Below are 18,646 nucleotides of genomic sequence, written 5' to 3'. Positions count from 1 at the left end.
ATGCGCCTCGCCGACCTGCTCGACGGCTTCGCCGACGCCTCCGGTGCCGGCGAACTCGACGTTTCGGGGCTTGCGATCGATTCGCGCGAGATCGAACCGGGCAACGCGTTCGTCGCGCTTCGCGGTACCAAGGACCACGGCATCGCATTTGCCGCGAAGGCGGTGGAGCGAGGCGCCGTCGTGGTGCTGGCCGAGCCGCCCTACGACGCGCCTGAACTCGGTGTGCCGGTCGTGGCGGTCGAGAAGCTGCGTGAGAAGACGGGCGCCATCGCCGCTCGCTTCTTCGGCGAGCCGTCCGCTGCCCTGAAGGTGATCGGCGTTACCGGCACGAACGGCAAGACGTCCACGGTGCAGTTGCTGGCGCAGGCGTTGGCCTTCCTCGGCCGCAAGCCGGCCACCGTGGGTACGCTCGGTGCAGGCTTGCACGGCGCCATCGCCGAAGGCGAGCGCACCACGCCGGATGCGATCCGCATCCAGGCGTTGCTTGGCAGCTTCCGCGAGGCAGGTGCCACGCACGTAGCGATGGAAGTGTCGTCGCACGCCCTGGAGCAGGGGCGCGTCAACGCTATCGCGTTCGACGTCGCCGTGTTCACCAATCTCACGCGCGATCACCTCGACTACCACGGCACGATGGAAGCGTACGGTGCGGCGAAGGCCAAGCTGTTCGCCTTCGACGGGCTGCGCGCCGCGGTGATCAACATTGACGATCCGTTCGGCGCGAAGCTGGCCAAGGGTCTGCCCGAAGGTATCGCGAAGCTGCGCACCTCGATGGCGACCGACAGCACGGATAAGGATGCCGAGATCCGCGCGGACATCATCGTGACGTCCGCCAAGGGCTTGTCGTTCAACCTGGTGACCCCGTGGGGCGCGCGTACCGTGCGCAGCGCGCTGCTGGGTCGCTTCAACGTTGCCAACCTGCTGGCGGTGGCGGCGGTACTCGGTGCGCTGGATGAGCCGTTCGAGCGCATCCACGCCGCGCTGGAAGCCTTGCAGCCAGTGAACGGTCGCATGAGCCGCCTCGGCGGTGATGGCCGCAAGCCGCTCGTGGTGGTCGATTACTCGCACACGCCGGATTCCTTGAAGCAGGCGCTGCTCGCGCTGCGCTCGCATACGAAGGGCCGGCTGCTCTGCGTCTTCGGTGCGGGTGGCGATCGCGATCAGGGCAAGCGCCCGATCATGGCCGGTATTGCCGAACGCCTTGCCGACGTCGTCATCGTCACCGACGACAACCCGCGGACGGAAGACGGCGATGCGATCGTCGCCCAGATCGTTGCGGGTTTTGCTCATCCCGACACCGTGATCGTCGAGCGCGACCGCGCACAGGCGATCGCACTCGCGCTTGCCGATGCGAAGGCCGACGACGTCGTGCTGATTGCCGGCAAGGGCCATGAAACCTATCAGGAAGGTCCGGAGGGCAAGCGTCCCTTCGACGACCTCGCCGTCGCCCGCGAGGCGATGGAATCCAGCAAGAAAGGAGTCCGCGCATGATGCGCCTGTCCGCCGTCGCCCTCTGGACCCGTGGCCGCCTGCAAGGCGCCGATGCCGAGGTGAACGGTTTTTCCATCGATACCCGCACGTTGAAGCCGGGCGACCTCTACGTGGCGTTGCCGGGCGAGCGTGTCGACGGGCATGACTTCGTCGCCGCCGCCGCCGAACGCGGCGCCGTCGCGGCATTGGTCACGCATCCGGTCGACGCGTCGATCCCGCAGGTGATCGTCGACGATACGCAGGCGGCGCTCGGCGACCTCGCGAGCGCCGTCCGTGCGCAGCGCAATGTGCGCGTTGTCGGCATCACCGGTTCGAACGGCAAGACCACGGTCAAGACGCTTACCGCGTCGATCCTGTCGCGCCACGGCCGCACGCACGTCAATGCCGGTAATTACAACAACGAGATCGGCATGCCGCTCACGCTGCTGGCCATGCCCGAGGACACGGAATACGCCGTACTCGAAATGGGCGCGGGCAAGCCGGGCGACATCGACTACCTCGCCGCCATCGCACGGCCCGATATCGGCCTGATCACCTCCATCGCGCCCGCGCATCTTGAGCGCATGGGCACGATCGAAGGCGTCGCTGAAACCAAGGGCGCGCTTTACCGTGCGCTGCCGGCGGACGGTGTAGCGATCATCAATGCGGACGACGAACGTTTTTCCGGGTTCTTCGCGAACCTCGCGGGCTCGCACACGATGCTGCGCTACGGCCTTGAGCATCGCGCGGACATCGGCGCGGACATCATCGAAGAGCGCATCGACGGCACGCATTTCATTCTTTCCACGCCGCATGGCGACGGTGACGTCCGTCTGCCGCTGCCGGGCCGCCACAACGTCGCAAACGCGCTTGCTGCCGCGGCCATCGCCACGGCGCTCGGCGTGCCGGTGGAACGGATCGTGGAAGGTCTCGAGCAGGCGCCGCACGTGTCCGGTCGGCTGAACCTCGAGCCGATGCGCGGTGGATGGACGCTGATCGACGACAGCTACAACGCCAACCCAGGCTCGGCCGCTGCGGCGATCGACACGCTGGCGCTGGCGCGCGGCGAGCGCTGGCTGATCCTCGGCGACATGGCAGAACTCGGCCCGGAGGCCATCAAGTTGCACGCGAGCATCGGTCGCCTGGCGCATGAGCGCGGTATCGAGCGTCTACTCGCCACGGGACCCAAGAGCGCCGCGGCGGTGGAGGCCTTCGGCCCGGGCGCGCAGCACTTCGCGACCCAGGAAGAACTCATCGAAGCCGCCTGCACGCAGATCCACGAAGGGGTGACCTGCCTGGTGAAGGGCTCGCGCTCGTCGGGCATGGAACGCGTAGCGAACGCCATGAAGAAGTACGCAGAAGGAGCCTCCCATGCTGCTTGAACTTGCGGAATGGATGGCTCGGCACTTCACGTCGCTGCACCTGTTCCAGTACATCACCTTCCGCGCGATCATGGCGGCGCTCACAGCGTTGTCCGTCTCGCTGCTGCTCGGCCCCATGCTGATCCGCAAGTTGGCCGCGCTGAAGGCTGGGCAGGTCGTGCGTAGTGACGGTCCGCAGACGCACCTGTCCAAGGCCGGCACGCCGACCATGGGCGGATTGCTGATTCTCTTTGCGGTCGGCATCGCCACGCTGCTGTGGGCCGACCTCGGTAGCCGCTACGTGTGGGTCGTATTGCTGGTGACCCTGCTGTTCGGCGTCATCGGTTTCTACGACGACTACCGCAAGCTGGTGCTCAAGGACAGCCGCGGTCTTGCCAGCCGCTGGAAGTATTTCTGGCAGTCGGTGTTCGGTCTCGGCGCCGCGGTGTTCCTCTACCAGACCCACCAGTTGCCGGCAGAGATCGCGCTGTACGTGCCGCTGTTCAAGCAAGTGGCCATTCCGTTGGGCGTGTTCTTCGTCGTGGTGGGCTACTTCATCATCGTGGGCTTCTCCAACGCGGTGAACCTCACCGACGGTCTGGATGGCCTCGCGATCATGCCGAGCGTGCTGGTCTCCGGCGCGTTGGGCATCTTTGCCTACCTCGCCGGCAACAAGGTGTTCTCCGAATACCTCGGCATCCCGTCGATTCCCGGCGCGGGCGAACTGGCGATCTTCTGCAGCGCCCTCGCGGGCGCGGGTCTCGGCTTCCTCTGGTTCAACACCTATCCCGCGCAGGTCTTCATGGGCGACGTCGGTGCGCTCGCGATCGGTGCGGCGCTCGGCTGCGTGGCGCTGATCGTGCGCCAGGAAATCGTGCTGCTGGTGATGGGCGGCGTGTTCGTGCTGGAAACCGCGTCGGTGATGCTCCAGGTGGGCAGCTTCAAACTGCGCGGCAAGCGAATCTTCCGCATGGCGCCCATCCACCATCACTTTGAATTGAAGGGTTGGCCCGAGCCGCGGGTGATCGTGCGTTTCTGGATCATCAGTGTCGTGCTGGTGCTTATCGGTCTTGCTACGTTGAAGGTGCGTTGAGGACGATGTTCGGTCTCGGCAACAAGCAGGCGAAACGCCGTCAGGGCCCGCGGGGGAGCTTCGATCTCCCGCTGCTCGTGGCTGCGCTCGCGTTGGCGGCCCTGGGCATCGTGATGGTCGCATCCAGCTCGATCGCCGTGGCCGACGGTTCGCACCAGGGCGCCTTCTACTATCTCAAGCGCCACCTCGTGTTCATCGCGATCGGCGCGTGTCTCGCGGGCGCCGCGATGCGTACCGAGTTGAAGACCCTCGAGAAGCACAGCTTCCTGCTGTTGCTGCTCGGCATCATCATGTTGCTGATGGTGTTCCTGCCCGTGTTCGGCATGCGCATCAATGGCGCGCGGCGTTGGGTGAACCTGCTGGTGATCGGGTTCCAGCCGGTGGAGGCCGTGAAGCTCATTCTCGTGGCGTACCTGGCGAGCTACCTCGTGCGTCATCGCGAGGGCGTGGAGTACGAACTGTTCGGCGTCGTGAAGCCCGTGGGTGTCGCGGGCTTCATCGTGCTGTTGCTGCTTGCGCAGCCCGACTTCGGTTCGGCAGCGCTGGTGGTGGCGACCACGGTCGGCATGGTCTGGCTTGCGGGCGCGCGCATGCGCAACCTGCTGGTGCTCGGTACACCGCTGGTGCCTGCGCTGATCTACGCCGCGACCGCAGAGGATTACCGCATCAAGCGCCTGACCTCGTTCCTCGATCCGTGGAAGGACCCGTTCAACGACGGCTTCCAGTTGACCCAGGCGCTGATCGCCGTGGGTCGCGGCGAGTGGACGGGCGTGGGCCTGGGTTCCAGCGTGCAGAAGCTGTCCTACCTGCCCGAAGCGCACACCGACTTCATCCTCGCGGTACTCGCGGAGGAACTTGGCCTGGCCGGTATCGCGCTGGTCATCTTCCTTTATGTCGTGCTGGTCGGACGCGGCCTTTATCTGGGGTTGAAGGGCGTCGAACTCGGACACCGCTTCTCCGGATACGTGGCCTACGGCATCTCGCTGATGATCGGCTTCCAGGCCATGGTGTCGATCGGCGTCAATCTCGGCGTCCTGCCGACCAAGGGCCTCACGCTGCCGCTCATCAGTTCGGGCGGTTCGTCGGTGCTGATGACCTGCGCCATGGTCGGCGTGCTGCTGCGCGCCACCTTCGAGATCAACCGCGCGGAAGACGCGCGGCAGACAGCGGTGCGCCTGCCGGCCAACGCCGTGCCGGATTCGGCCGCTCCGCTCGGAGGCATGGCATGAGCGCGCCCGTGCTTATCATGGCTGGCGGGACCGGCGGCCACATCTTCCCTGGCCTCGCCGTGGCCGACGAACTGCGCTCGCGCGGTGTGCCGGTAAGCTGGCTTGGCGCAGAGGGGGGCATGGAAACCCGCGTCGTGCCGGCCCATGGTCTCGAGTTGCATACCGTGGCCGTCGGCGGCCTGCGCGGCAAGGGCGTGAAGACCCGGTTGCTCGCGCCGCTGATGCTGGCTCGCGCACTGTTCGAATCGCTGACGCTGCTGCGTCGCCTGCGTCCCCGTTGCGTGCTCTCCATGGGCGGTTACGTGGCCGGACCGGCCGGCGTGGCCGCACGCCTGGCGGGCATCCCGCTCGTGGTGCACGAGCAGAACGCCATTGCCGGTTTCACCAATCGCAAGCTCGCCACGTTCGCCCGCAAGGTGCTCACCGGTTTCCCGAACGTGCTGCCGAAGGGCGAGTGGGTCGGCAATCCGGTACGTGCGCGCATTGCCCAGTTGCCGCCACCGGCGCAGCGTTTCGCAGATCGCAACGGCCGGCCGCGCTTGCTCGTGCTCGGTGGCAGCCTCGGTGCGCGGACGCTCAATCTTGCGGTGCCGCGCGCGCTCGGACGTCTGGCCGCCGCAGGCGCCACGATGCCCGAGGTTGTCCACCAGACCGGCGAACGCGGTCTGCAGGATGCTCTGGACGCGTATACCGCGGCGGGCGTTGCAGCAAACGTGGTGCCTTTCATCGAAGACATGGCCGGTGCCTACGCCTGGACCGATGTCGTCGTCTGCCGTGCCGGTGCGCTGACCGTCGCCGAGCTGTGCGCGGCCGGCCTCGAAGCGCTGCTCGTGCCATTCCCGCATGCGGTGGACGATCACCAGACCGCCAACGCTCGCGCCATGGTGGATGCGGGCGGCGCCCGGCTCGTTGCCGATGCCACGCTGGCTACTCCCGACTCGCCGGATCTGCTCGCGAAGATGCTCGACGACCTGTTGGGCGACCGCGCGCGGATTCTTTCCGCCGCCAACGCGTCCCGCACGCTGGCCAAGCCCGACGCCGCAGCAACGATTGCCCGTCACTGCATGGAGGTTTCCGCATGACGCCCGGTCGTTTGCGCGCCCACGAAGATTTCATGACCTCGTTCCGCCGTGTCCATTTCATCGGCGTGGGCGGCGTCGGCATGAGCGGCATCGCCGAGGTGCTCAGCAACCTCGGCTATAGCGTGTCCGGTTCCGACCGTGCGCCGTCGCCCACGACCGAGCGCCTCGCCACACTCGGCGTGGATGTACACATCGGTCACGTCGCTGCCAACGTGGACGGTGCCGACGTCATCGTGACGTCCAGCGCTATCCGCCAGGACAACCCCGAACTCGTGGCCGCTCGCGCCGCGCGCATCCCCGTGGTGCCGCGCGCAGAAATGCTCGGCGAGCTGATGCGCTTCCGCCGCGGCATCGCCATCGCCGGTACGCATGGCAAGACCACCACCACGAGCCTCGTGGCGAGTGTGCTCGCCGAGGCCGACTACGATCCGACCTTCGTCATCGGCGGTCAGTTGAACGCGGCCGGCGCGAATGCGCGCCTCGGCACAGGCCAGTACCTGGTCGCCGAAGCGGACGAATCGGACGGCTCGTTCCTCATGCTGTCCCCCGTGATCGCGGTAGTCACCAACATCGACGCCGATCACCTCGAGAACTACAACGGCGACTTCGCGCAGGTGAAGAAGGCCTTTGCGGATTTCCTCCACCGCCTGCCGTTCTACGGTCTTGCGGTGCTCTGCATCGACGACGAAGAGACGGCCAAGCTGGCCCAGGACACGTCGCGACGCATGCTCACCTACGGCATCGACAAGGCCGGCGCGGACGTTACCGCCAGCAATGTCCGCCAGGTCGGTTTCGAGATGCATTTCGACCTGCATCTGCCTGGCATGGCCGGCACGTTGCCGGTCACCCTGAACCTGCCGGGTCGTCACAACGTGCAGAACGCGCTCGCCGCCGCCGCCGTCGGTTGGCAGCTTGGCGTGGACGCCGAAGCCATTGCGCATGCGCTCGCACGCTTCGAAGGTGTAGGCCGTCGGTTCCATCGTCGCGGCGAGATCGCGCTCGATCAGGGCGCTGCGTTGCTCGTGGACGACTACGGCCACCATCCCCGCGAACTGGCTGCCGTGTTCGCCGCCGCGCGCGGCGGTTGGCCGGAGCGTCGCCTGGTCGTCGCCTTCCAGCCGCACCGCTACAGCCGCACGCGCGATCTGCTCGACGATTTCGCCAACGTGCTTGCCGACGTGGACGTGCTGGTGCTGACCGAGGTCTATCCGGCGGGCGAGGCGCCGATTCCCGGTGCCGACGGCAAGGCCCTCGCGCGCGCCATCCGTGCACGCGGCAAGACCGATCCGGTGCTGGTCGAACATCCGCGCGACCTGCGCGACACGCTGTCCGCCCTGGCGCGCGACGGCGATCTGATTCTTTTGCTCGGCGCTGGCGACATCGGCGCAGCCGCCGTCGACCTGGCGAGTGCCGGGCACCTGAGGACCGTTAAGTAATGAACACCAACCGCTTCCCCCGCACCGTGACCGACGCCGCCGAATTCGGCCGCGTCGCCGTGGTGATGGGCGGGCAATCCGCCGAGCGCGAGGTCTCGCTGAACTCCGGTCGCGGCGTGTTGGATGCCTTGCGCGCGAGCGGCGTGGACGCGCACGCGATCGACGGCATTCCGGCACTGCTTGATGCGGTGCGCGCAGGACACTTCGCACGGGTGTTCAACATCCTGCATGGCGCAGGCGGCGAGAACGGCGAGCTGCAAGGCGCGCTGCAGTCGCTGGGCATTCCCTATACCGGCTCCGGCGTGCTGGGCTCGGCGCTCTCGCTCGACAAGGTGCGCGCGAAGCAGGTGTGGATCGCGCTCGGCCTGCCGACGCCAAAGTTCAAGGCGCTGCCACGCGGTGCCGATGTGCACGCGGCCGCACGCGAGATCGGCTTCCCGTTGATCGTGAAGCCCGCATGGGAAGGCTCCAGCGTCGGCGTGACGCGCGTGTTCGACGAAAAGGACCTGGACGAAGCGGTTGCGCTGGCACGGCGATATCCGGGCGACCTGCTGATGGAAACGCTCATCGAAGGCGACGCCAGCGAAGGTGGCGAATACACCGTCGGCATTCTCGGTCGCGAGGTGCTGCCCACGATCAAGATCGTGCCGAACGCAGCCTATTACGACTACAACGCCAAGTACGTGGCCGAAGACACGCAGTACCTCATTCCCGGTCTTTCGGGAACGGCGGAGGATGACATGCGCGCGTTGGCGCTGCGCGCCTTCGATGCGCTCGATTGCGCAGGCTGGGGCCGCGTGGACGTGATGCGTGACCGCCACGGCAAGAACTGGCTGCTCGAAGTGAACACGGCGCCCGGCATGACATCGCACTCGCTCGTGCCGAAGGCCGCCGCCGCCGCGGGTCTTAACTATCAGGATCTGTGCTGGCGCATCCTCGAAACCTCGATGCGGCGGGAGGGCGCGAAGGCATGAAGGGAGCCGCCGCCACGCGGATCGTTGCCTGGGGCATCGCCATTACCTTGGTGGTGTTGCCCGTGGTCGGCGTGATGCAGGGCTGGTTCGCCGCGGGCCGTTGGCCGGTGACGCAGCTGAAGGTCGAAGCGGAGTTCGCGCACGTCAGCGCCGAACAGATCCGCAGCGCCGTGCTGCCGAGCCTGGGTAAGGGTTTCTTTGCCACCGACCTGGAAGACGTGCGCCATGCGATCGGTTCGCTGCCGTGGGTGGAGTCGGTGGAAGTGCGCAAGCGCTGGCCCGACACGCTGCTGGTGCGCATCTACGAACGGCAGCCCTTTGCGCGTTGGAACGAGAATCGCCTCATCAGCCGCCAGGGCCTCGTGTTCGACGCGCCCGGTGCCGACCAGATGGGCGATCTGCCGCGGTTGAGCGGGCCCGACTCGCGATTGGCCGAGGTGGTGAGCTTCTATGCGCAGGCCCGCAAGGCCTTCGAGGGCAGGGCACAGTTGTCGATCGTCGGCGTGTCGCTGAGCGAGCGCGGCAGTTGGAGCGTCACCACCGACAGCGGCGCGCAGATCGTCATCGGCGATCGCGACCAGGCCGATCGCCGGCTGGCCCGGTTCCTCGACGTATACCCGCAACTCGTTGCCGGTCGGCACGGCGGCTTCGCCTATGCCGATCTTCGCTACACCAACGGATTCGCCATCCGGTGGCCGGATACCGCAACCACGGCCACACCCAAGGTCGGAAGCTGAGCTAACCCATGAGAAACAAGAACGACAAACAGCTCGTCGTCGGCCTCGACATCGGAACCTCGAAAGTGGTTGCGATCGTCGGCGAGTACGAGCCCGGCGAACCGATCGAAGTCATTGGCATCGGCACTCACGTGTCGCGCGGCATGAAGCGCGGCTCGGTGGTCGACATCGAATCGACCGTGCACTCGATCCAGCGTGCAGTCGAAGAAGCCGAGCTGATGGCCGGCTGCGACATCCGCTCCGTCTACGCATCGATTTCCGGTAGCCATCTGGAGACCCGCAACTCGCACGGCACCGCGGCCATCCGCGACCGCGAGGTGATGGCTGCCGATCTGGAGCAGGTGCTCGAAGCTGCCAGCGCCGTTGCCATTCCCGCGGACCGCAAGGTGCTCTACAAGGAGTCGCAGGAATACCGCATCGACGGGCAGGACGGCATCCGCCATCCGGTCGGCATGAGCGGCGTGCGCCTCGAAGCCAGCGTGCATCTGGTGACCGGCGCTGCCAGTGCCGTGCAGAACATCTCCAAGTGCATCCAGCGCTGCGGCCTTTCCGTGGACGAACTGGTGCCTGCCGCCGTGGCGAGCGCAAAGGCGGTGCTCACCGAGGACGAACTCGAACTCGGCGTCTGCCTCGTGGACATCGGTGCCGGCACGACCGACATCGCTATCTATACGCAGGGCGCGATCCGCTACACGAAGTCGTTGCCGGTCGGTGGCGATCAGGTCACCAACGACATTGCATACGGTGTGCATACACCGACTGCACACGCGGAGGAGATCAAAATCAAATACGCGTGTGCGCTGGCGCAACTCGCGCATGCGGAAGAGACGATCCAGGTGCCGAGCGTGGGCGATCGGCCGCCGCGTCGTCTGGCTCGCCAAGCGCTCGCACAGTCGGTGCAGGCGCGCTACGAGGAAATCTTCGAGATGGTGCAGGACGAACTGCGCCGCTCCGGCTACGAAAGCCTGGTCGCGGCGGGCATCGTGCTGACCGGCGGTGCGTCGCGCATGGAAGGTGCGTTGGAACTGGCCGAGGAAATCTTCCACAAGATGGTTCGTATCGGCGTGCCTCAGCACGTGTCGGGCCTGGGGGACGTGGTGTCCAGCGAACTGCATTCCACCGGCGTGGGGCTGCTGTTGCACGGCTCGCGGTCGAGTGGCAGCGCGCGCCACGTGAGCTCTGCGGTCGGCAATGTCGGCAGCGTCGTTGAAAAGGTGCGTAGCTGGTTCACCAAGAATTTTTGATCCAACCGGAGTGTCGGTGCCCGAAGGAATGGGGGCGCCGGGGCAGGAGGGAAGGCCCGCAACCCGCGTTCGACAGGAGTCGGACACGGGACATAAATCAAAAAACCAAAAAGTTCTGCGGAGGACGGGAAATGTTTGAACTCATCGAAAAATTGGCACCGAACGCGGTCATCAAGGTCATCGGCGTGGGTGGCGGCGGCGGCAACGCCGTGGCCCACATGGTCAATTCCAATATCGAAGGCGTCGAGTTCGTCGTCGCCAACACCGATGCGCAGGCGATGAAGAGCTGCGCTTCGCGTAGCACGCATCTGCAGCTTGGCGGCAACGTCACCAAGGGCCTGGGTGCGGGCGCCAACCCGGAAGTCGGCCGTCAGGCCGCGCTGGAAGATCGCGAGCGCATCGAGGAAATGCTCGACGGCGCGGACATGGTCTTCATCACCGCCGGCATGGGCGGCGGCACGGGTACCGGCGCAGCGCCGGTCGTGGCGCAGCTCGCCAAGGAGAAGGGCATCCTCACCGTGGCGGTCGTGACCAAGCCGTTCCCGTTCGAGGGGCGCCGTCGTATGCAGGTCGCGCTCAAGGGCATCGAGGATCTGTCGCAGCACGTGGATTCGCTGATCACCGTGCCGAACGAGAAGCTGTTGTCGGTGCTCGGGCGCGAAGTCACGCTGCTGAACGCATTCAAGGCCGCGAACGACGTGCTGCAGGGCGCCGTCCAGGGCATCGCCGACCTGATCACGGCCCCGGGCCTGATCAACGTCGACTTCGCCGACGTCCGCACCGTCATGAGCGAAATGGGCATGGCGATGATGGGTTCGGGCACGGCTCGCGGCGACGATCGCGCACAGGCCGCTGCCGAAGCGGCGATCAACAACCCGCTGCTGGAAGACGTGAACCTGGCCGGTGCCTGCGGCATCCTCGTCAACGTCACGGCAGGCCCGAACCTCACCATGCGCGAGTTCGACGAGATCGGTCGCGTGATCCACGACTTCGCTTCCGAAGACGCGACCGTGGTGATCGGTACGTCGCTCGATCCGGAAATGCAGGACGACGTGCGCGTTACCGTGGTAGCCACCGGCCTCAACCGCGGCATCGCGGCGAAGCAGCCGGTTCGCCAGCCGGTGCAGCAGCAGGTCGAAATGCGTCAGCGTCCGCGCCCGGTCGTGCTGCGTACGGGCACGGGCAACGAAGTGGTCGACTACGCACAGGCTGACGTCACCCCGTCCGTCCGCTCCGAGCCGGCGCCGCAGAAGAACGCGGAACCGGCGATCGATTACCTGGACATCCCGGCGTTCCTGCGCCGCCAGGCCGATTGATCCATTCACGCAACAAGGCACGTTAAGGAAAACGTGAGAACGACCCGGCAAGACGCCGGTACGTTCGGGGTTCCGCCGCCGTCCCGTCCGGGCGGCGGAACCCTTCCGTGCTCACTGAGGAAAAAGCTGCTTGGGATATCAGTCACTTGCAAGTGGCTGAATGGATGGACGTTTCAGTCGCAGGCCAGATGAGAATGGCTCGCAGCCATTGCTGAAGGATTGGTGAAAGCAATGCTAGACTGTACCGTCCGGTTTGTTTATCCCGAGGTTAAGACTGTGTTAGCATGTCCGTTACTTCGGCTGCTGCCAACAAGGTTTGACCCAACATGATCAAGCAGCGCACGCTCAAGAACATCATTCGCGCCACAGGCGTCGGCCTCCATACCGGCGACAAGGTGTACATGACGCTTCGCCCAGCGGCGCCGAACACGGGTATCGTGTTCCGCCGTACCGACCTCAATCCGCCGGTGGAACTCAAGTCTCGCCCGGAGAATGTCGGCGACACGCGTCTTTCCACTACGCTCATCAATGGCGATGTCCGCGTCTCGACGGTTGAGCATCTGCTCTCGGCGATGGCCGGCCTCGGCATCGACAACGCGTACGTCGATCTTTCCGCGCCGGAAGTGCCCATCATGGACGGCAGCGCAGGCCCCTTCGTCTTCCTGATCCAGTCCGCTGGCATCGAGGAGCAGGACGCCGCCAAGCGCTTCATCCGCATCAAGAAGCCCGTCATCGTCCAGGACGGCGACAAGTGGGCCAAGCTTGAGCCGTTCGATGGCTTCAAGGTCGGGTTCTCGGTCGAGTTCGACCATCCGCTCTTCAACAAGCGCAATTCGCAGGCCGAGATGGACTTCTCGACGACCTCCTTCGTGAAGGAAGTCAGCCGCGCGCGCACCTTCGGTTTCATGCGTGACATCGAAATGCTTCGTGAGCGCAATCTCACGCTCGGCGGTTCGATGGACAACGCCGTCGTGCTCGACGACTACCGCGTGCTGAACGAAGACGGCCTCCGTTACGACAACGAGTTCGTCAAGCACAAGATCCTCGACGCGATCGGCGACATCTACATGCTCGGCCACAGCCTGATCGGCGCGTATTCCGCGCACAAGTCGGGTCATGAGCTCAACAACAAGCTCCTGCGCAGCTTGATGGCCGACGTCACGGCGTGGGAAGAAGTCAGCTTCAAGGATCCGGCCAAGGCGCCGATTTCCTACGCGCATCCTGCCCAGGCCGTCTGAGCCCAAGCGCCAGTGACACGCTAAGGCCGCGAGAGATCGCGGCCTTTTTGTTTGCGCGGAGCCATGTCGCCGTCGCCGCGAGGGGTTCGTGAACCCGGTCTCCGAACGTGAATGCGGTGTGTAAATTCGGTGTTCACGCCCGTCATGCGTGCTATAAACGTGCACCCCGCCGTCCGCCATGGTCGCTTATGGAACGGCGAGGAGCGGACGCAAGCATAGGATTAATCTGAATTTTCGGCCTTGGAGGCCAAATCAAGGAACAGATCCCGCAACGTGGGGTCGGAGAGTGACGCCGCGGCGGCCCGGAGATGTCGGGCGGCTGAGGCAGAAAGCGGTTTGTGCCGGTCGGGGATGATTTCCACGGGCGGCAGGGGGGCCACTTTCACGGCAACCGAGTGGGCTACCGCGCCGATGGCGCGAGCGGCTTCGAGGATCTGGGCCTGGTACAGGCGCACCCGCGATGCCCACGCCGACGAGGGCGCAAGGAAGACGAGCCTGCCGTCGCGCAGGTCCGCAAAACGGACCTGATCACGCAGCGGCGAGGGCAACGTCGCGCGTAGCTGGCGGTCCAGGTGGTCGAGTTCGCGAGCCTTCTGGGCCAGCGACGCGACGGGTCCGAACTCCGAGATGGACTTGAGTCCATGGGTGGAGCGTCGGGACGGGCTGGACGGCGGTGGCATGGGCCGGCTTTGACTATTCGATGTGGAACGTATGCAGATCATACTCGTGTCTCGTGGCCAGAAAGGGCCAAAAACGCTCGACCTGACATGCCGGCGCCTGCGCTGCAAGATCGGAGCGATGGTACTGGTGGGTTTTCTCGGCGTCGCGGGCGTCGGTGCGGCCACCGCTCTTATGGTTGCCGGGCCCAAGGCTCGCGCGCTCGGTGATATCGGCGCCCTTGAGCATCAGGTGGGTGATCAGGACGCGCGGGTGGCTGAGGTAAAGCGCCAGGCGCAGCGCGACCTCGACGCCTTGGCTGTGAAGCTAGGGCAGCTCCAGGCCCAGTCGGTACGTCTCAATGCCCTCGGTGAGCGCCTGACCCAAGTCGGCAAGCTCGACGATGGCGAATTCAATTTCGACGAGGAACCCGGTCAGGGCGGCCCCGAGGTCACCAGCGGGCCCGACGTTCCCGCCTATACCTTGCCCGCTTCGCTCGACGAAAGCATCGACCGACTGTCCGGTCAGTTCGATACGCAGCAGGCTCAGCTGGAAGCCTTGCGCGACATGCTGATGGATCGAAATATCGAGTCCAGCCTCCGCCCCACCGGTATGCCGGTGAACGGCTATATCTCTTCTTATTTCGGTGGCCGCCCCGATCCCTTCAGCGGCCACGCGGCCCGCCATACAGGCATCGACATCGCCGCGCCGAAGGGTACGCCGGTGACGGCCGTCGCCGAGGGCATGGTCACCTTTGCCGGTCAGCGTTCCGGTTACGGCGACGTGGTCGAAATCGACCACGGCAATGGGTACATGACCCGCTACGCCCACAACAGCGCCATCCTGGCGCGACCCGGACAGCGCGTCCGGGTCGGCGACGTCATCGCGAAGGCCGGCTCTACGGGGCGTTCCACCGGATCCCACGTGCACTTCGAGGTCTGGTACCACGATCGCGTGGTCAATCCACTGGCCTATGTCCGCAGCCACCGCTGACCGGGCGCCCGGCGGAACCCGCGCGTCCCTTGAATCCGGGCCGGCCTGACGCCACCCCGAGGAAAGCCGGGGACGCCCGTAGTATGATCGTCCCTTCATGCCGCCCGGCCATGGCCAGGTGGCAACCCTTTCGTTTCTGATCCGGATGATCGATGTTCAATCGTGCCCTGACGAGTATTTTCGGCAGCCGTAACGAGCGTGTGCTGCGCGACCTGTCCAAGACGGTAAAGCGCATCAACGCTCTGGAACCGGAGTTCGAGAAGCTTTCCGACGACGCCCTGCGCGGCAAGACCGAAGAGTTCCGGCAGCGGCTCGCCGCGGGCGAGACGCTCGACAAACTGCTGCCCGAGGCCTTCGCAGTCACCCGCGAGGCGGCCAAGCGTGTCCTGGGCATGCGTCACTACGACGTCCAGATGATCGGCGGCATGGTGCTGCATTCCGGGCGCATCGCCGAAATGCGCACGGGCGAGGGCAAGACCCTGGTCGGTACGCTGCCGGTGTACCTGAATGCCCTGGAAGGCAAGGGTGTTCACGTCGTCACCGTGAACGACTACCTGGCCCGCCGCGACTCCGCGCAGATGGGCAAGCTCTACAACTTCCTCGGCCTGAGCGTCGGTGTCGTGTACCCGGGTATGGACCACGCCGACAAGCGCAGCGCCTACCAGGCCGACATCACCTACGGTACGAACAACGAGTTCGGCTTCGACTACCTGCGCGACAACATGGCGCTCAGCAAGGAGCAGCGCAACCAGCGCGGTCTGCACTACGCGATCGTCGACGAGGTGGACTCCATCCTCATCGACGAGGCGCGTACGCCGCTCATCATTTCCGGCCCCGCCGAGGATTCCCCGCAGCTCTACATCGCGGTGAACAAGGTCGTGCCGCATCTGACCCGGCAGGAAAAGGAAGACGGTCCCGGCGATTACTTCGTCGACGAGAAGCAGAAGCAGGTGCACATGTCCGAAGAGGGCATGGAGCACGCCGAGCAGTTGCTCCGCGATGCCGGCGTCATCGAGCCCGACAGCGGGCTGTACGACTCGAAGAATCTCGCCGTCGTCCATCACATGAATGCGGCCCTGCGTGCCAACGCCATCTATCAGCGTGACGTCGACTACATCGTTCGCGACGGCGAGGTCATCATCGTCGACGAATTCACCGGCCGTACCCTCGCGGGGCGCCGCTGGTCCGACGGTCTGCACCAGGCGGTCGAGGCGAAGGAAGGCGTGCCCATTCAGCGCGAGAACCAGACGCTGGCGACGGTCACGTTCCAGAACCTGTTCCGCATGTACAAGAAGCTGGCCGGCATGACCGGTACGGCCGACACGGAAGCCTACGAGTTCCAGACCGTCTACGGTCTGGAGGTGGTGGTCATTCCCACGCACAAGCCGATGGTCCGCGTCGACAATCCCGACTCGGTCTTCCTTGCGCCCGAGGCCAAGTACAAGGCGGTGATCGCCGACATCAAGGCATGCCACGAGCGTGGGCAGCCGGTGCTGGTGGGTACGGCGTCGATCGACGTGTCGGAACTCGTTTCCGGCCTGTTGAAGAAGGAACGCATCCCGCACGAAGTGCTCAACGCGAAGCAGCATGAGCGCGAAGCGCACATCGTTGCCCAGGCCGGTGCGCCGGGCGCGGTGACGATCGCCACGAACATGGCCGGCCGCGGTACCGACATCGTGCTTGGCGGTAGTCTCGAAGCCGCGCTGGCCGCCTTGCCGGAAGACGCGTCCGACGCCGATCGTCAGAAGGTGCGCGAGGACTGGAAGAAGCGCCACGAGCAGGTGCTTGCCGCGGGCGGTCTGCACATCATCGGTACGGAGCGTCACGAGTCCCGCCGCATCGACAACCAGCTTCGCGGCCGTTCCGGTCGCCAGGGTGACCCGGGTTCTTCGCGCTTCTACCTGTCGCTGCAAGACAACCTCATGCGCATCTTCGGCGGCGAGCGTATCGGCCGCTGGATGCAGATGTTCGGCATGAAGGAAGACGAAGCGCTGGAAGATCGCCTCATCACGCGCCAGATCGAAAAGGTTCAGCGCAAGGTCGAACAGCACAACTTCGACATCCGAAAGAACCTCCTCGAGTTCGACGACGTCGCCAACGACCAGCGCAAGGTGATCTACGCTCAGCGCGACGAGCTGCTCGAAACCGACGACATCTCCGACATGATCCGCGACATTCGTCAGGACGTCGTCGATGCGCTGGTGCGCAAGTTCGTGCCGGCCGACAGCATCGACGACCAGTGGGATCTCGCCGGCCTCGATCGCGAACTGGCGAGCGAGCTGAACCTCCGCCTGGATCTCGTTCCCTGGGTGGAAGCGCAGAAGGACGTGGACGCCGAAGGTATCCTCGACCACGTGCGCGAAGCGGTCGATGCGCTGTTCGCTGAAAAGGAAGCCCAGATCGGCGCCGAAACCATGCGATCGCTGGAAAAGCACGTGATGCTTTCCGTCGTGGACAACGCGTGGAAGGAACACCTCGCGAGCATGGATTACCTGCGCCAGGGCATCTATCTGCGCGGTTATGCGCAGAAGCAGCCGAAGCAGGAATTCAAGCGCGAGTCGTTCGAACTGTTCGCCGAGATGCTCGATCGCATCAAGTCGGAAGTGGTGCAGATGCTCGCTCGCATCCGCATTCGCAGCGAAGAGGAAGTCGTTGCGATGGAGGCCGAGCAGCAGCGCATGGCCGAAGCGCAGCGCCTGCAGTTCCAGCATGCCGATGCTCAGGCTGCCGGTCGGGGCGACGAACCCTTGGCCGACGCGCAGGCGTCTCCGCTCTTCAACGAAGGGCCCAAGGTCGGTCGCAACGACCCGTGCCCGTGTGGCTCCGGCAAGAAGTACAAGCACTGCCACGGCCAGTTGTCCTGATAAAAAACAAACCCGCCTCGGCGGGTTTGTTTTTTGGTGCGCGTGCAACCGGTCGCTGCTGATGCGGCGAAAACCTAGTCCCCGCCGCCCTTCGGCTTCTGCCGATACGATTCAGCCTGGATGGTCACGTACTGAGGTTCCTCGACATCGAGGCGCAGTGCCGTGAGCTGTCCACCCCAGACGCAACCGGTGTCGATCGCGTAGACGCCCAGGCCGGCGAAACGCCCGAGCGCCGACCAGTGGCCGCAGACGATGCGGGTTTCGCGACGGCGCATGCCGGGCACTTCAAACCACGGGTACATGCCTGGCTTCTGTGTGCCGGGTGTGCCCTTGCCTTCGAAGTCGATGCGACCCTGGACATCGCAGTAACGCATGCGCGTCAGCGTATTGATGGTGGCGCGATGGCGCTCCACGCCTTGCAGGCGGTTGTTCCAACCCGGCGGGCGATTGCCGAACAGGTTCTTCAGCAGGCGTTGATGACGTGGACCACCCAGCTCGCGTTCGATCTCCAGTGCGGCACGTTGCGCCTGGCGAAGCGTCCAACTCGGCGCGAGTCCCGCGTGGATCATCGTCCAGCCCAGCTGCTCGTCGTGATGCAGTAGCTTCTGCATCCGCAGCCATTCCAGCAGCACCGGTGCATCCTCGGCGAACAGCACCTCGCGCAGTTCCGGGTTCACTCGTGCCTGGGCATCTTCCCGGCGCTGACCGATCGCCAGCAATGAGAGATCGTGATTGCCGAGCGTGACGACGACTTGTTCGCGCAGCGAGTGAATCAGGCGCAGCGTGGCCAGCGACTCGCCACCGCGATTGACGAGGTCGCCGCAGAACCACAGGCGATCGACGGCGGGATCAAAACGAATCTTTTCCAGCAGACGCTGGAGTTCGGGGTAGCAACCTTGAACGTCGCCGATCGCGTAGACGGCCATCAGTCCTGTTGCTCCAGAAGAATGACCTT

Annotated in this window: 15 protein-coding genes; 13 read left to right on the top strand and 2 right to left on the bottom strand. The window is 65.2% G+C overall.

The genetic code is table 11. The features are described from left to right. The 11 genes from IM816_RS15315 to lpxC all read left to right on the top strand — a co-directional run bounded on the left by IM816_RS15315 (nucleotide 1) and on the right by lpxC (nucleotide 13,177). Nucleotides 1–1,488 carry a UDP-N-acetylmuramoyl-L-alanyl-D-glutamate--2,6-diaminopimelate ligase gene (locus IM816_RS15315; RefSeq protein WP_250340781.1) on the top strand — a complete coding sequence of 496 codons (1,488 nt, stop codon included), beginning with the start codon at nucleotides 1–3 and terminating at the stop codon, nucleotides 1,486–1,488. Then, nucleotides 1,485–2,849, top strand: a complete 1,365-nt coding sequence (locus IM816_RS15310; RefSeq protein WP_250338740.1) for a UDP-N-acetylmuramoyl-tripeptide--D-alanyl-D-alanine ligase — start codon at nucleotides 1,485–1,487, stop codon at nucleotides 2,847–2,849. Before IM816_RS15315 ends, IM816_RS15310 begins: the two co-directional genes overlap by 4 nt. Beyond that, nucleotides 2,839–3,921, top strand: coding sequence for a phospho-N-acetylmuramoyl-pentapeptide-transferase (gene mraY, locus IM816_RS15305; protein ID WP_072322043.1), 1,083 nt, complete (start codon nucleotides 2,839–2,841; stop codon nucleotides 3,919–3,921). The genes IM816_RS15310 and mraY overlap by 11 nt, the downstream gene beginning before the upstream one ends. Nucleotides 3,922–3,926: 5 nt before the next feature. After that, nucleotides 3,927–5,150 (top strand): putative lipid II flippase FtsW, encoded by a 1,224-nt coding sequence (gene ftsW, locus IM816_RS15300; protein ID WP_250338739.1) that lies wholly within the window; start codon nucleotides 3,927–3,929, stop codon nucleotides 5,148–5,150. Continuing rightward, the gene (gene murG, locus IM816_RS15295; RefSeq protein WP_072322041.1) at nucleotides 5,147–6,232 is read left to right on the top strand and encodes an undecaprenyldiphospho-muramoylpentapeptide beta-N-acetylglucosaminyltransferase; all 1,086 of its coding nucleotides are present in this window, start codon (nucleotides 5,147–5,149) and stop codon (nucleotides 6,230–6,232) included. Before ftsW ends, murG begins: the two co-directional genes overlap by 4 nt. Continuing rightward, a complete protein-coding gene (gene murC / locus IM816_RS15290) occupies nucleotides 6,229–7,668 on the top strand; it encodes a UDP-N-acetylmuramate--L-alanine ligase (protein ID WP_250338738.1) in 1,440 nt (479 codons plus the stop codon). The genes murG and murC overlap by 4 nt, the downstream gene beginning before the upstream one ends. Then, nucleotides 7,668–8,642: a D-alanine--D-alanine ligase gene (locus IM816_RS15285; RefSeq protein ID WP_250338737.1), complete on the top strand. Its 975-nt coding sequence runs from the start codon at nucleotides 7,668–7,670 to the stop codon at nucleotides 8,640–8,642. The genes murC and IM816_RS15285 overlap by 1 nt, the downstream gene beginning before the upstream one ends. Next, nucleotides 8,639–9,379, top strand: coding sequence for a cell division protein FtsQ/DivIB (locus tag IM816_RS15280; protein ID WP_072322038.1), 741 nt, complete (start codon nucleotides 8,639–8,641; stop codon nucleotides 9,377–9,379). Before IM816_RS15285 ends, IM816_RS15280 begins: the two co-directional genes overlap by 4 nt. Before the next feature lie 8 nt (nucleotides 9,380–9,387). Then, the gene (ftsA, locus tag IM816_RS15275) at nucleotides 9,388–10,623 is read left to right on the top strand and encodes a cell division protein FtsA (protein WP_072322037.1); all 1,236 of its coding nucleotides are present in this window, start codon (nucleotides 9,388–9,390) and stop codon (nucleotides 10,621–10,623) included. A gap of 131 nt (nucleotides 10,624–10,754) precedes the next feature. Beyond that, nucleotides 10,755–11,939 (top strand): cell division protein FtsZ, encoded by a 1,185-nt coding sequence (gene ftsZ / locus IM816_RS15270; RefSeq protein WP_072322036.1) that lies wholly within the window; start codon nucleotides 10,755–10,757, stop codon nucleotides 11,937–11,939. A 326-nt stretch (nucleotides 11,940–12,265) separates the two neighbouring features. Further along, nucleotides 12,266–13,177, top strand: a complete 912-nt coding sequence (gene lpxC / locus IM816_RS15265; protein WP_072322035.1) for a UDP-3-O-acyl-N-acetylglucosamine deacetylase — start codon at nucleotides 12,266–12,268, stop codon at nucleotides 13,175–13,177. A 221-nt stretch (nucleotides 13,178–13,398) separates the two neighbouring features. Here lpxC and IM816_RS15260 read toward each other — a convergent pair whose 3' ends face one another. Continuing rightward, complete coding sequence (locus IM816_RS15260; RefSeq protein ID WP_072322034.1) at nucleotides 13,399–13,857, bottom strand: DciA family protein; 459 nt, start codon at nucleotides 13,855–13,857, stop codon at nucleotides 13,399–13,401. Between the two features lie 31 nt (nucleotides 13,858–13,888). On the opposite strand from IM816_RS15260, the gene IM816_RS15255 reads away from it, so the two are divergent. After that, nucleotides 13,889–14,827: a M23 family metallopeptidase gene (locus IM816_RS15255; RefSeq protein WP_072322033.1), complete on the top strand. Its 939-nt coding sequence runs from the start codon at nucleotides 13,889–13,891 to the stop codon at nucleotides 14,825–14,827. Between the two features lie 152 nt (nucleotides 14,828–14,979). Continuing rightward, entirely contained in the window at nucleotides 14,980–17,691 is a 2,712-nt protein-coding gene (secA, locus tag IM816_RS15250; RefSeq protein WP_250338736.1) for a preprotein translocase subunit SecA, read from the top strand. Between the two features lie 74 nt (nucleotides 17,692–17,765). On the opposite strand, the gene IM816_RS15245 is transcribed toward secA, so the two are convergent. Further along, a complete protein-coding gene (locus IM816_RS15245; RefSeq protein ID WP_250338735.1) occupies nucleotides 17,766–18,617 on the bottom strand; it encodes a symmetrical bis(5'-nucleosyl)-tetraphosphatase in 852 nt (283 codons plus the stop codon). Nucleotides 18,618–18,646: the final 29 nt, after the last annotated feature.

This window comes from Luteibacter flocculans (genome assembly GCF_023612255.1).
In the GTDB taxonomy this organism is placed as follows: Bacteria; Pseudomonadota; Gammaproteobacteria; order Xanthomonadales; family Rhodanobacteraceae; genus Luteibacter; species Luteibacter flocculans.
This window is presented reverse-complemented; position numbering and strand designations above follow the sequence as displayed.